Origin of the sequence: Fusobacterium necrogenes (assembly GCF_900450765.1) — a bacterium.
GTDB lineage: Bacteria > Fusobacteriota > Fusobacteriia > Fusobacteriales > Fusobacteriaceae > Fusobacterium_A > Fusobacterium_A necrogenes.
In genome coordinates this window covers 1-16,029 of sequence record NZ_UGGU01000003.1, presented here as the reverse complement: position 1 = coordinate 16,029, position 16,029 = coordinate 1, and the positions used below count along the sequence as shown (strand labels likewise).

9 protein-coding genes are annotated in these 16,029 nt (G+C 29.3%); all 9 read right to left on the bottom strand.

What is annotated here, in order from left to right:
• Positions 1 to 23: 23 nt before the first annotated feature.
• A complete protein-coding gene (locus tag DYA59_RS00430; RefSeq protein ID WP_115268292.1) occupies positions 24 to 8,585 on the bottom strand; it encodes a hypothetical protein in 8,562 nt (2,853 codons plus the stop codon).
• 54 nt (positions 8,586 to 8,639) lie between these two features.
• Positions 8,640 to 9,845, bottom strand: coding sequence for a hypothetical protein (locus DYA59_RS00425; protein ID WP_115268290.1), 1,206 nt, complete (start codon positions 9,843 to 9,845; stop codon positions 8,640 to 8,642).
• The gene (locus DYA59_RS00420) at positions 9,838 to 10,266 is read right to left on the bottom strand and encodes a hypothetical protein (RefSeq protein ID WP_115268288.1); all 429 of its coding nucleotides are present in this window, start codon (positions 10,264 to 10,266) and stop codon (positions 9,838 to 9,840) included. Before DYA59_RS00420 ends, DYA59_RS00425 begins: the two co-directional genes overlap by 8 nt.
• Complete coding sequence (locus DYA59_RS00415; RefSeq protein WP_115268287.1) at positions 10,263 to 10,541, bottom strand: LysM peptidoglycan-binding domain-containing protein; 279 nt, start codon at positions 10,539 to 10,541, stop codon at positions 10,263 to 10,265. The genes DYA59_RS00420 and DYA59_RS00415 overlap by 4 nt, the downstream gene beginning before the upstream one ends.
• Before the next feature lies 1 nt (position 10,542).
• Entirely contained in the window at positions 10,543 to 11,061 is a 519-nt protein-coding gene (locus DYA59_RS00410; protein WP_115268284.1) for a hypothetical protein, read from the bottom strand.
• Between the two features lie 53 nt (positions 11,062 to 11,114).
• Positions 11,115 to 11,717: a hypothetical protein gene (locus DYA59_RS00405; RefSeq protein WP_115268282.1), complete on the bottom strand. Its 603-nt coding sequence runs from the start codon at positions 11,715 to 11,717 to the stop codon at positions 11,115 to 11,117.
• Positions 11,717 to 14,437: a hypothetical protein gene (locus tag DYA59_RS00400; RefSeq protein ID WP_115268280.1), complete on the bottom strand. Its 2,721-nt coding sequence runs from the start codon at positions 14,435 to 14,437 to the stop codon at positions 11,717 to 11,719. The genes DYA59_RS00405 and DYA59_RS00400 overlap by 1 nt, the downstream gene beginning before the upstream one ends.
• Positions 14,438 to 14,588: 151 nt before the next feature.
• Positions 14,589 to 15,218: a hypothetical protein gene (locus DYA59_RS00395; protein ID WP_115268278.1), complete on the bottom strand. Its 630-nt coding sequence runs from the start codon at positions 15,216 to 15,218 to the stop codon at positions 14,589 to 14,591.
• 62 nt (positions 15,219 to 15,280) lie between these two features.
• The coding region (locus DYA59_RS00390; protein WP_218564209.1) for a hypothetical protein at positions 15,281 to 16,029 on the bottom strand (749 nt) is incomplete at its 5' end.

Genomic DNA, 16,029 nt, shown 5'->3' with positions numbered 1-16,029 from the left:
CCCCTTCTATAAATAGAAATTGATTATGGGCTTGTTATAGTTACTGTTACCTCTATTTCTCCCTCATACTTACCTGTATTCGGCTTTTTACTTAAATCTGCTGTTGATTGTAAATAGAACTTTCCATTAGAACGTGTCTGTACTTGTGTATTTACTAAAGGTACTTCATTTTGATCTCCTGTTTGACCATTTGTATTTTTCATAGATTGAACTTTATCTTTTTCTACTGAAAACTCTACTTTCTTTCCTTCTATCATAGCCGGATCATTACATTTTACATAGAATATTCCACCCTGTGTTACATATGGATAATTTGAGTTATATACCATATCTCCAAAATTTAATACTCCATCTCCATCTATTTCAAATATTGAGTCTCTTATTGTTAAATCAAAAGTTGATAACTCTATATCACCTTGAGAATCATTACCAGGATTTTTATAATAGAACTTTATAGTATACACCTTATCTTCTGAAGGATTAAAATCTTTTCCCTTTTTCAAAGTTAATCCTCCATTATCTCCAATACCAAAAGTAATATTATCTATAGTAACCTCTTTTGCATTAGATGAATTTGTATCTTTGCATGAAACAGTTATTTTATTAGCTATTACTTGATTTTCTCCTACTATTTCTGTCAATCCATTTCCATTAGGCAAAGCCTGAATTGCTCCAGTACTAGTTTTTACATTTTTCATAGCCAAAGTCCTATTATCAGTACCATTTCCAATTACATTAGTCTCTTGATTGTTAAGAGTAGTAGGAAACTCATAAGTTATATCTGTATCAGTACTTATAAACGTTACCTCTCCGCTACCGTTACTTACACCATCTCCAGTAATATTTTCTTTAATATTTCCTTTATAAATTTTCATTTCTCCATCTTCCTCAAATAATAACGAAAATTTATTTTCTTTTGAAATAGAATCTTCACTATTTCCTTTTGAGATAGTTACTATATTATTTAAGTTATTCATTGATCCTACTATTGGAACAGCAGCTTCTCCATGCCATTCAGCATCATTTATATGGTAAAGTCTATAACTATCCGTATCACTTGAATTTTCTCTATGTATTCTTCCTTCCATACCTATAGCATCACAAATTTCAGCATTAGTAGGTAAATTATTAAGATTTTGAGTGCTATATTTAAATAGTTTACTATAATCTTGAGCATTTTCAGGATACTGATACAAATCATCACTTGCTCTTCCATTTCTAAATAACCAATTATAATGTTCATTCTCAGCAAATCTCTTATCTATAATTACAGTAGGAGTAGTACTCGACTCTATTATAGGATTCATTAGTGTTAATTTAAAACTTCCAAGATGAATATCATTTTTGGCATTAGTATTTATTTTATTTACATAATAGTAATCTATTACTAATACTTTTGAGGATATATTTCCATCTTGAGTCTTAGTTACTGTCAATTGTCCAGAACCATCAATACCTATTTTAACCTTTGCACTTTCTATTGTTAATTCTTCACTAGTTAACTCATTTCCAAGTGTTCCATCTATTGTAGTTAAGACACTATCTCCATCTTTTATCACCATTCTATTAGCTATACTATTATTATCATTACTAGCTAAAACTCCAGTAGCATCTAAAGATTTTCCTTCATTTATCTTTAATACAACATTACTTCCTCCATTTCCATTTACAGTTCCGTTTTGTCCAACAGCAAAAGAATATTTTCTTTCTAATTCCGCCTCTATCAAATTTAAACTTCCACTACCTTTAAAAATAGTATCATCTTTACTAATAACTCCATCTATTTCATCCCTAGTCTGATTTAAATATTTCTCTTTTATATTTCCTTTAAAAGCTACTACTTGATTTCCATTTCTTGCTGATATCAAAAATTCATTATTTTTATTATGTTTTGAACTTCTAACATCCCATTTAGAAATCACTAATTTACTTGTAGCATCTACTTTTAAAAAAGATTCCAAATCTATACCAGTTGGAATTCCTGCTTCATTCTCCCCTTTAATTGTTGTATATCTTACATTATTAAATGTATAAAAACCTTCTACAAAGTTAGATGAGCCCTCCTTTAATCCATTAATTTCTAATACTTTTTCTAAATTGAAATTATTATACATTGAATTATCTTCAGCGTTACTAAATGTTGAAGGAGCTTCTATAAAATCTCTATAATTTCCTATCCCATTTTGAGCTTCCATTCTAAACATATCTCCATTTTTTAAATTTATCCAGGAATAGTTATCATCTACTTGAGATATTCTTGCATCTAATTTAACTGTAGCTGTTCCTAAATCTTTTTCCGTCCTAGTATTACTAATATTAAGAGTAAATTCTCCTAATTTTATTCCGCTTGAATGATAATATTCTATTAGTACTGTTACTAGAGTATCATATGTATTATCATTTTTCTTTGTAATTATGATATTTTTTGTATTTTCTTGACTTAGTTTTATTTTAAAGTCAGTATAGTCATATCCATCTCCGGTAAATTCTACCTTATTAGCAGTACCATTATTTATTTTAACTGTATAGTAACTCACTATATTTTGATTTGTATAACCTGAAACTATTCCAGTAAATGTTGGTAGCCAGCCATCAATTGATTCCATATTTATTTCATTATCAGTTGCATTACTTTCAACTAAAGTATAAGAAGTATTTAAGTCCTTTCCTGATAAATCTACACTTCCACTTCCAATATACCCATTATCTGCTGTAAATTTATCTGGTTTCTCACTAGGTGAGTTTTTTACTTCTAAGCTATGAAAAAATGAATTATTTGAATTATCAGAAGCTTTAAATTCAATATATATATCCCCATCAATATCATTAATTTTTCTAGCCAAACTTTTCCCTGTTGCCAATTCGCTTGTATCTATTATATTATCATCAGTTTTAGACTTTAAAATAGCTACTTTAGGAATAGAATTTTTTCCATATTTTTTATAAACAACACTATTTGAGTTTCCCTCATCAAGTGGGTCATAGTTTACTGATCCTTTCATAACCTTTGATATTTCATGAATTGTTTTTGAAGGTGTTAAACTGCCTTGCTTTGTTTCTATTAATCCTAGATATTTATTTTCAGTTAACGTTAATAAATCTCTACCCCCATAACTTCCTAAAGTTAACCACTCTTCATCAGTTATTTTTCCTAATCTTGGATCTATAGTTGTTTTTAAAGTTCCTAGAGGTATTACTGGATTTGCATTAGCTATATTTAAAGTAAACATTCCTAAAGTAACTGCTTTATCACTTACATTATCCCCTTCTCCAGGATCATAATAATATGTTATAATAGCTTGAGTTACATCAGAACCTCCATTTCTAGTTAAAGTAAGTCCTCCAGTTTTAGTATCTATTCCTATCGACAAATTATGTTCAGTTACTTCTAATGCATTAGTTTGTGTAGTTGTAGTTCTTATTTGCCTAGTGTTACCAGTTATAATAAACTCTACTTTCAATTTATTAGCTATATTTTTATTATTTCCAAATACATCTAAAGAATTTACTGGATCACCTGAAACCTGAGTTATATTTATTCCATTATTCCCACTAACTATCCCTTGTGACTCAGTCGTTTCAAAGATATATTTTTTACCAATTTCGCTTGTTTCTAAATCTATATTTCCACTTCCAGAATAATCTTTCTTACCTATATATGTTTCTTTAACTATTCCACTATATAAAGTATCACTAGAACTTGTACTAGTTTCCAATATGAAGTTATTACTTATTTCCTGATTTGATGTATTCTTTGTAACAATGGAAATATCTCTCTTAGATACAAAAATTAAACTTTCAGTATCAACATCATAATCTCCTAATGTCACTGTCTTATCATCTGTGCTATAAGGTAAGGCAATTATATTATTTCCTTCTGCCATATACTTGTAGCTAGCTTCCATCCCTACCGCATTTTTTAAATTTTCTTCACCATTAATTGCTTTCACTGAAACTACCTTATTAACATCTAAATTAGCATCTATATTATCAGTTGCACTTACTAACTCTGAATAATTTCCATATATTCCAGAATTATCACGGAGAATTCCATTTGCTCCTACCCATTCAGCATTTGGAATTTGTGCTAATCTTTTGTCTATTTTAACCTCTATCTCCCCCATAGAAATTGCCTTATTATTTATAAGATTTAAATTAAATTCCCCTAATTTAATTACAGCTCTATTACTAGTTTTATCAACTGTTAACTCATTACTATTTGGATGAGTAGTATAAAAATACTCTATTTTTACTGTATCTGTAGGTATTTCATCAGCTATTTTAGTTAGTATGAGCCCACCTATATCAGTTCCGTTAGTATTAATGGCAACTTTTAAACCTTTATTTTCTATCTCCATACTAGAATTAGCTGAAATACTTGAAGTATTATCATCAAATGTCACTTTTATTTTATTGGCAACATTTTTTGTAGTTTTTCCAGTTACAATACCTTTTGTATTTACCGTACCACTTGCTTCCTTAATCAAAACTTTAGAATCATTTGATGAGACTATTTCTCCATTTTCAACCTCTGTTTTAAATTTATACTCTATATTTTTTTTCATTTTAGAAACATCTAGTATTCCACTGCCACTTCTTAATTCTCCACCTAATATACTCTCTACAATCTTTCCTTTATAAATTTTTTCAATACCACTATCATCAAATACTAATGAAAATTTGTTATCTAATTTTGGATTATTACCGTTAAATTTTGAAACAATTAAATTCTCATTTAATCTTGAAATATCTATATTTACAGGAATAGCTGATTCATTTTCCCAAATATCAGTACCTGTAAGAAATACATCATAATTATTTTCACTTCTAAATGAATCAGGTCTTTCTTCTACACTTAATCCAAACTCTATATTTCCATTTAAAGAAGCTGTATTTAATTCTCCTTTAAATTCAAAGAAATCCAAAAATTTATCACCTGTAGTATCAGTTATTGTACTTGATTTAGTTCCATTTTTAAGTAACCAGTTATATGTGTCAATTTTAGTAAATCTTTTATCTATCTCAATACTTACACTATTACTATAGTCACCAATTATATAATTTTCTAATGTCAAAGTAAATGTACCCAAATTGATACTGACATTGTTGATATCATAGTAATAATTGATAGTCAGTACTTTAGTAGCTATATTTATATCTTCTACTTTTGCTACTATTAATTGACCACTTTGAGTAATTCCTATTTTAACTCCATATTCACTTAATGCTACTTCTAATTTATCTCCAGCTGTTCCTGTTATAGTCCCTAATAAATTATCCCCTTCTTTTATTTCCATTCTATTTGCTATACTTTGATCATTATTAGTGCTTAATACTCCAGTGGCATCCAATGATTTTCCAGAAGTTATATTCAAAATTACATTTCTATCTTTTTTTCCTGAAGTAGGAACAGTTACACTTGTATTTCTTCCTGCCTCAAATATATACTCATAGTCTATTTCAGCTCTAGCTAAATTCAATTTACCTGCCCCTGTATACCCAGTTTTGACCACTTGATCGCTTTTACTCATAATGAAATCTACATTATAAATCTTATCATTCTGATCTCTTATTTTTGTTCTATATGTTTCTGGATTCAATATTGAAATCAAGGTATCTCTTGTATTTCCACTATAATAATTTAAATTCTCTGGATTCCTTTTTAAAATTATTTCAGGTTCTTCATCTTGATTCTCTCCAAAACCAATATAAAGCTGATTTATTCCATTAGTAATTTCTTTCTTATTCTGTATAGAATCAATATAAACATCTCTAGCTGTTGCTGCGTCATTTAAATAATTTGTTGTAACTTCAATTAACTCTGAAAAATTTTTATTATGATTATTAAAATCCTTACTTCCTAAAGTCTTAGCTCCTGTTATATAATTTCCAATACTCGAAGAAATTTGCTCTAACCTTGGATCTATTTTGAAAGTAATGTCTCCTCCATCGACTTCATCACTTTTTATTTTTAGAGTAAATGTTCCTAAAATTATATCTCCATATTTATACTTTAGTATAATATTATCTGTAGTATCATTAGAAGTATAGTCAAAATTTGAAGTTAATTTGATTATTTTTATTTTTCCTTCTTTTGTTATTCCAACCTTTAGATGCCCATCTACAGTATATATTTTATCTCCTATAGTTTGATTATCAGTCTCTACTTTAATTCCACTAGTTGTACTCCCTCTTACACTAACTTCTACATTGTCTGCTATGTTAACTCCTGTTTTTCCTGTTACAACTCCTTTTATATTTGGAAAGGCCCCAGAAATAGTCATTATCATACCAGATGTTGTAGTACTATTTCCATTTGTTGGAGGCTCAAATATATATGGAACATTTTTTTCCGCTTTTGATATATTAACCAGTCCTGAACCTGAGTATCCAGTCTTATCTATTCCAGAGACATAGTTCACGTTAACATTTAAACTATATCTTTCTCCACTTTCTCCATTTAGTCTAACTTTATAACTCTGAGATCCACTAGAAGAGACAAGCAAATCATTATTTCCTCCACCATACCATCCTATTTGTGTCCCAGATTTTTTCAATCCTATTTCTTTAATGGAGTTGGATCCAAAAAAATTATAATTAGAAAGTCCTCCACTAATTAGATTCTTTCCTTCTATAGATTCTATTCCAATAACTTGCTTTCCTTCAAATCCACTTTTAATACTATTTGTCAGTTTAAGCATATTTGTGTAACTTTTATTTCCTGTAAGGTTCTCATCTACAACTTGTGCTCCGGTTCCTATAAATTTATTATTTCCCAAAATTTGTTGCAATCTTGGATCTAACTCCATACTAATATTTCCAGCTTCCTGAAGATTCTGTATTCTAGGAAAATTAACTGTATACTCAACTTTCCTATATTCTCGTAATGCTTGATTATCCTTTCTTCCCTGAACAATATAAAATTTAACTTGAGGAGTTTCTGCTGTATTATCTGGATTTTGTAAAGTAATAGGTAAAATCTCAACTTGAGCATAACTACCTTTTTGCTGTGAAACCCTTATTTTAAAAGTCTGAACCTTATTCCCTTGATTATATGTTATAGTATGTACATTACTATCTTTTCCAGCTGAGTATCTCGCTATTTGTCTATTTACCTCTCCATTAATAAATAACCCTATATTATTAAAAGATGAAGTGTTATCATTGGATTTCATAAAACTTAAATTAGTATTCCCTGCGTTTAATTGCATCCAATTCCCTGTATCAATTTTATTCAAAGTAGTTTGAGATTTTTTTATTTTATCATTTGGTATTTTAACAGCAAATGTATCTCCTGATTGATCTCCCATATCCATATATATATAATGTGCTTTTATTGTAGAACTTTGCTGGTCTTTAGCACTAATAGTCGTAGTTATAAAGCCCTCTGTTATATATCTTCCTGGCTGATTTATAGTTGATTTTAACGGAATATCCAATTCAAACCCAATTCCAGTAGCGGTAGCATTTGCTAGATAAGAAGTAGAAACATTATTTGTTGTATTTTTCTCTAAAAAATCAATATATCTAAATGCATTTACGGCTCCTTCTTTCGGATTACTTTTCCACCTACCTTCAAACAATTTCCCATTTCCATTATATTCACTATAATATAGCCCTTTAGTAGGCTCTGTTATAAAATAATCATACACTTCTCCTTTACTTCCTTTAACACTACTAGTAAATAAAGGTGCAAAACCATCACCTAATGTGCTTTTTAAACGAATTGATGTCCCCATCACGGCATTTGTAAAATTGAAACCAATACTATAATCTATAAAATCATCATCAAGTATAAATCCAGATAGCTGATTTTTAAATTCCACAGTATCTAAGTTATTTATATTTGCTCCAAATGTTCTATTTTTATCTCCCAACCAAACTTTATTTCCACCAATTTGTATAATTCTACTATTTAGATAAGTATATTCTATTGGTGAACTTGGAAGTGTAAATGCTCTTGCTGTAGAATTCCTAGGTAATATCATCACTCTATACCTATCTATAACTTCGTCATTCTCTTCTACATTAACATATATATCTTCATTTCTATTCACATCTAAAACTTCTACATCTATACCACTCTCATTTTCAACAGCTATATGATTCTTTACGCTTTTACTTTGAGCTTCTATCTCTTTAGTGTCTGAATTATTCATCATAGCCTTTACTTGTTCTAATGTTAAGTTGTTCATCTCTTCTTGTGTAGGCATTTTTTTAGTAGTATTAGTTACCATTCTAGCCATTCTTGGATTTACTCTACTTTTTGACTCTATTACTAATTTTTTTCCCTCTTTAGTTTTAACCATTCTATCTAAAGTATTTTCATTTATTCCTTTAATAGGTAATTTAATCTTTAAAGTATCTCCTATCAGTTCTCCTTCTATTACCTTTTCATTTTTCTTTGTTACACTCAAAGACATAGTAGCATGTTCTCTTACTTTCATACTCTCTACTGTCGTTACTTCTCTTTCTGGATTATCTTTTACTATTTCATTAGGAGCTTTTTTCTCTTCACTAGCAAATAATACTACTCCTAATACCATAATTAATAATATTAAAAGTTTTTTTATTCTACTTCCCATAATCTTCCCTCCTACTCAATAACATATTTTTGCTCTATTTTATAATTTCATCTTTTATTTTAACCCACTCTCTAGTAAATAAAATTTTTGTCTATCTTTATCTTTTACTATTACTACTTCATTATTATAATAAAGTAAATTATTCTTTTTAATTTTTGTTATTACTTTTCCATTTTTATTAATTAATATATATTTATCTTCTACTAATCCCATATAATATTCTTCATTTATTTCTATAAAGTTTTCATATTCCTCTTCAGTTATTTTTTTATCATTTACTATTAAAGCAAACATCCCTATATTATCTGTTCCTACTATAAAAGAATTTTTTCCCAATTTATTTATATAATCATATTCATATCGAATATTTTCTTGATTGTATTTATCTATAATCCCATATTTTTCATCTTTTCCCACTATAACATATCTATCATAATTAGGTGCTACTTCATCATATGGTTCTTTTGAGTATTTCCCGTTTTTTAAATCAAATAATCCAAAGCCTTGTTCTAAATCATAGATAACTACATCACTTGTTGTAGGATAAAATCTTGTTATTTTTAATTCTTCATCATTATAATAATATTTTCCATCTCTCTTCACTAATATGTTATCTTGTGAAAAATATATCTCTTCATTTATCTCTGGTATAGATCTCTTTTTCTTTATGTCATACATTCCAAATAGCTCATTTTTTTGAGTTATGGCTATATTATCTCTAAAAAATAAAAGCTTTTTTCCATTTAACTCTTTAATTTCATTAATATCCTTAGTTAAATATTTATTCTCATTATTTTCAGTAACTACTATTAAGTCTCCAGCACTCATACTATATATACTGTCATATGGTCCTTTCATATCATAACTTTCTATATCTATAATATATGAGTTATTATCCCTTATTCCTTTTATATATTTATTATTTATTTTTTCTAAATCTGTATAGTTAAAGACCAACACAGTTTTTAATTCTTCATCTACTGCACCTTTTTTTCTATCTTTTTCAACTATATAATACTCTTTATCTTTCATTTTAAATTTAGACAACACTTTAAAATTTAGAACTTTTTTGTCTTTTCCATTATTTACATAACTTTTATCTTCTAATGTATATATAAGTTTTTCTTGATTCTCATCTAAATCTAAAAAACTTATTTTCTTTATATCCTCTTCTGGTATATTTAACTCATCTTTATTTTGAAAATAACACCCTGCTAAAAATGCTATTCCTAAAACTACGCCTATTATCTTCTTACTCATAATTAACTTTCCCCTTTAATCTTAATTTCACCATTGTCATTATTCTAGCTTTCTTTTTTCTTTCCTCTTTATCTTGTTTTATAACTGGAAGTGCTACCTCTTTTATTACAAGATTTGCTTGATATTCTCCTTCTGGTGTACCTTCAGGTGCTTTTACAAAAATTTTTATTACATCCTCTTCCAAAGCTTCAAGCAATATGCTTTTAGGGTATACCTCTACCCATTCAGCCATAGATCTCTTTCCTTCTACTTTTTCTACATAAACTCTATACTTTCTTTCCTTTGTAGTTCTATTATAGAGTACAAACTGCTGTGCTGCTCCATTAGTTATATCTTTTTCAAATTTTAATGGATATAAATTTATGTAAGCATAACTAAGAGTATTTAGAAAAAAAATCATCAGTAACAATAGCTTTTTCATGTATTTTCCACCTCATCTACTTGAAGTACTTCTCCTATTCTTAATATTCCTTCTATATCTCTATTATTTCTTCTTGCTAACTCTTTCACAGTCATTCTAAATCTCTTAGCTATACCTTCTAAAGTATCTCCTTTTTTTACAATATAGAACCTTATCTTTGGCTTTAACGTTATTATCAGCTGTTTTTCATCATTTTTACTCAGAGTAGGAATAAGTAGCTTATTATTACTGAAAGAGGATAGTGATAATATCAAAAATAAAATAACTTTTATCATCTTATTCCCCTCCTTCTACAGGCAATGGTGTAGGTTTATCTTCTTGATCTGGAAAAGCTGGTAATGTAACAGGTCTATCAGGCACTGGATTTAATGGTTTTCCATATTGTTCTATAAGTACAGGAGTATATCCTAAATATTCTCCTTCAACTCTTGCCCCATCTAAGTCTGTCTTATTTAACTCCCTTCTTCTAATAAAGGCATAAAAATTTACTATTCTTTTCTCTCTATCTATTACAAACTCTTCATCAGCTTTAGCCATTTTGTATTTTTCTACCTTTAACCACCTCTTCTGATTTGTCATTAATCCTTGTTCTGGAAATCTTATCTTTATCTTTTTCCCTAAATCCTCTTCTATAGCTGTAGAGTACACCTCTATTGCCCCTTGACCAACTACCACTTCTCCGTAAGCTTTGGTATTTATATTTTTAAATCTTATTGGTTCATGTATTTTCACCTTTATCTCGGCAAGTATAGATACATTTAAACATATCATCATCATAAAAATTAGCTTTTTCATAAAAATACCTCCTATTCGCGCGAAAAGGAAGGAGAACCTCCCCTTCCTAATAATTAGCCACCTATCTCTACAGTTATATAGATATCTTTTTTATGCGTCCCTTCTTTAGTTATATTCTCTCCATATATCCTTACAAAGTTATCTTTAGATACCTTTTCATTTATATACTTTGGAGAAAATATATACGTATCTGGTGTCCCATCTGCATCTATATCTATTATATTTTCACTGTATCTTATAGAATAATAATTCTCTTTTTCTGGCTTCCTGTTCAGTTCTATCTCAAAAGGCACATCTACTATCTGATCACCAATTACTGTTGTTTCTATATCTATATCTGTAATTACTTCAAGAGGTACAAATATATTGACTTTAGATTCCAACATAACGGTATATGTTTTTTCTAGTATTCTTACCTGTCCTAATTCATCCACATCTCTCCCTGTAGTTGGCACCATTGGACCTGCTGGTATTTCAGGAATTTCTCCCTCTGGAAAAATAAAATCAGGTGGGAAGGGATTATACCCTCCTTCATCTATGATAGGGTTCTTATTTATTATACCACTATCAGTATTACTATTATCTGAAGTTATATCTGTCCCTAATGCCAAGAGGGCACTTAAAAGAAATATACCTACTGATATTATCTTTCTCATTATCTTCTACCCCCTTCTACATGTGCTATCTTATCTTCTTCTATTTTAGCTAACTTTTGCTTATCTAACATCTCTATCTCTTCATCTGTTACATTGAATTGAATATCAAAATCAAATCCATTTTCCTCATCATAATTTAGTTTTATTCTTTCATTTAAATTTAAAATCTTATAGTTATCTCCTATATAGTATACCTTAATCAAATACTCTTCTGGGAAAAGTCCACTTATATCAAAATATCCTGTATTATCTGGAGATGCAAGATCTATCTCTTTTCCTTCCTTATCAAGTATTTGAACTATAATATTACTATAGAACTCATCCTTTTCACTCTCTTTTATACCAAGTGTTTCATCTAAACTTACATATCCACTCAAGTTCATCATTGGCTTAACTGGAATAAGGACATCTACATCGGAACTAAAATTACTTTGAATTTTTATTATATTATTCCCCATTGTGTAGGAAGGTTTTTTAATTGTAGGCTGTAATTCATACATTATTCCATTTGATAAATTATATAAATTAGCCTCTCCATTTTCATCTGTAACTACTTTATGAGCTCCTAAACTTACCTCTACTCCTCCTACTCTTATTTCTCCCTTATCATACATATTATTATTATTTTGGTCCACAAATGTAATTATCTTAGCTCTAGATACATCCATATTATCTACTTCAAGTCTTGGATTTTTTAAATCTATTATTCTATCTATTCCAACCCTTACAGTATTATTACCATGCTCATCCCCATCTACATCAAATGTAAACCATGAATCTAGTGTCATACTGAATTTGAGTCCAAATGTTTCTTTATCTATATTTGAGTATCTCGCCTCAGCTGTTATATCTAAAAATCCCCCAAGATTATTATTATATATCTCTAATGCCACTTCATAATCTTTCCCATTATTTGTCCAGGTATTTTCAAGTCTTGTAGTAAATCTCTTGAATCCTGAATAATATGCATTAAAGCTATACTCATTATTTTTACTATCTTCTAAATCAAAATCAGCTGATGTACCAAATAGGACTCCACCTATTGTTTTATCATAACTTACTCCCAAAGATGAACTTTTCTCCATAGGTTTAGCTTCTAAAGTTAACCAATCTGGCCTAAAAGTCGTATCTCCATAACTATAATCTATCCTTAAAGAATTAGTTATATCATATGAAATTTCAAAATTATTTTCTTTTTTTTCATCATAATACTCCGCATACATTGTTTGTTGAAACTTTGTTCTTAACCTATTTTTTGTAACTTCAACTAAATATCCATACTGATTTCTATCTCTTAAATCTTTCATAGTTTGATCTAAATATGAAGTTAATGTTCTCTCTCCATTGATTTGTAATGTATATGAATAACCATTTATCGTATCTCCATATGTTAATTCTGTTTCTACTACATCAGCATAGTGTTTCTCTCTTATTTGATTAGGGACAATCTCTTTTTTAAAGCCAGCGCCAAAAGTAAATTTATCACTAACTCCATAATAGAAGTTTGCACTACGGTTATATCCACCTTCACTAGCACTTTCATTTACACTAATGTCGTACTCTATCTCTCCACGTTGCTGTCTATTGTAGTCTTCTGATGTTCTAATATCCTTTAATAATATCTTTCCATCAGGATAGTAGATTTTTAATTGATAATCCCTATTACTTCTAATCATATTATTAGAAAAGATTACCTCTCCATTTTCCTCATCTTGAATGGCTATTGGAGTTCCCATATATAGAAGTTCTGCTCTACTTCCTATTGGTACTCTTTCTCTTATTATTATCAAATCCCCAAAATTATAGTAACTCTTTTCTTTGTAGAAGTGGAAGCCCCATTCTCCATCACTATCAAAACTACTCTTACTTATCTCTAAAGTATGATTCTTCCAAATATCGTTATAATCTAAACGAAAATTATTAAATTTCTTATCTTTCATGTCATAATTGAATTGAAATCCACCATAGAGTAATCCACCTTGATAACTCAAGCTTCCATCCCACTCTGATTTATAGCTTTTATCTTCTTCTGTTCTTGTCCAAGAATTTCCCGCTTCTACTCTTAAATATCCCAGATTAAACATCTCTCTTTTTCCACTGTATATAATCTCATTTTTTACATCTTTATTATTTAACTTAGCTAAAGATATATCTAATAATTTTTCTATAGCAACTGGAGGAGTAAAACTAAGCTCCATACTTATTTCTAACTTACTATCATCTACAGATAAGTATGCTAAAAATAGTTCTTCAAATATTTTAGACTCTATATATACTTTACTATCTTTAATAACATATCTAGGATAATCTACATCAGAGAAAAGTTCTTTCCCATCTCTAGACACCGTCCCATTTTTTAATCTAATCTCTTCTAACATTTCTCCTAAATATATTATTACCTCTTTTTCACTAGGATAATAATTCGTAAATTTAATCGCTTCAAAAAAGTCTTGCATACTGTAATAACTTCTATTATTTACAACTATAACATCAAAAGTATTGCTTATTCTTTTATTTCCCATTTTAAGGGAGTAAACATTATCAGATACAATATTTCCTTGTGTAATTTCAGCTTTTAATATTTCATACTCTTCACTTGTTATAGCCTTTACTCTTTTTAACTCATCCAATTCCTCTAGTGTATACTCATTTCCTAGAAGGGTTTGGTTGTATAAAGCTATAAAGAGAAGTATAAGTAGAGCTTTCATCTTTTTTGTCATCTCAATTCCCCTCCCTACTTTTAATATCTATATAAATAAAATAATTAAGTTAATTATTTTACTTCTATACATATTAAATATATGTATGTTAAATAGTTTAAAGTAAGAAGAGCTCTTACTTTAAACTATTTAATAAAAATTTTATAAATTTCTAAGATCCTTTTGTATAGCTAAAGTCTGTTACTGCCACAGTTACCATTGCTGACTTATCATTAAAGGATCCTGATTCTTTTGCCACTACACTAGCATTAACTGTTCCTGTATAAGTCATATCATTTGTTTGTACACCACTTAAAGTATAACTTAAAGTTCCTATTTCTTTACCAGTTATTTCTCCACTACTTCCAGGAGTTCCTGCTGTAACAGTATCATATAATGCAATTCCTCTTATTATACTATCATCATCTAATACACTTCCATTAACCATTGCTAAACTTACATCTATTTCTGCATTTCCAAAAGCAACTTTTTTATCATTAGCCCAAATTTCAGCAGTAAATTTCCCTTCTAATGTTTGAGGTTGTTCCGCATTTTTAACAATACTCGAAAAATCAAAGCTCAAAGTTTCTCCATCTGCACCAGCATTGACAGTAGGAGTCACAACTAAAACAGCTTTGTTTGTCGTATCAATAACTGTTCCTCTTGATGCCAATCTTAAATTTGCGGTAGCACTTCCTTGAGAAATATTTCCTCCTGTATTACCACTAAACTCAGCTGATACAGCTCCAAACGCCGTCGCTCCAACTATTAATAAAGCTCCCATAAACAATAATTTTTTCATAATAAATACCTCCTTTATCCTCTGACATTTTAATATCTAATTCAATATATAATAAAGAGTACCTACTCTCTTATTACCTGCTTTATAGTTTCATATGTTTCATCATAAAACTCTATATATTTTATTTGATCTCCACTAGTGAAATTAGCTACTACAATTTCCAAATCTCGACTTGAATTAGCATCTATTCCTCCTAATCCTTCAGATACTAGTGTTGATCTATTTCTATTATAAAAGTTTATCCCTAGTTCTGTTGCCCCATGTGATTTATTAGTCAATCTTCCCTTAAACACCAAATCTCCATCCTTATTTTTCTCAAATCTCACATTGGTAAGTTCCAAAGCTTTTGAATAATCTATCACTCCACCATATCCCTTCATAGTCACACTAGGTGCTAGACTCAGGGCTGAAGAACCAGATATAGTACCATCCTCTCCCTTCATAAGTGTTGGTATAACTATTTGCTGGAAATGTAGTATGAACGGATACTCTTTTGCTTCCAGCTTCATTCCTCCAACTCCAAATACTTTTAATACCTGAGTAGATTTTGGTTCTATCGTAAGAATTTTTGGTGTCACCTTCAAGCATCCCGTGACATCTACGTCACCACTTGGAAGTACTGACACTTTATATCTCGATTTCTTAGTCCCATCATTATGGACTATGAACTCCTTATATCCATTCTCAAGGCTTTTATCAAAGGTTATTCCCTCTAGCTTAAATCCAAAAGCACTCAGTGATACTAACACAAAAAGTAATAATTTCCCTAGTAATTTCATCTCCTCATCCCCTTTTTGCCATCTAAAAGCCA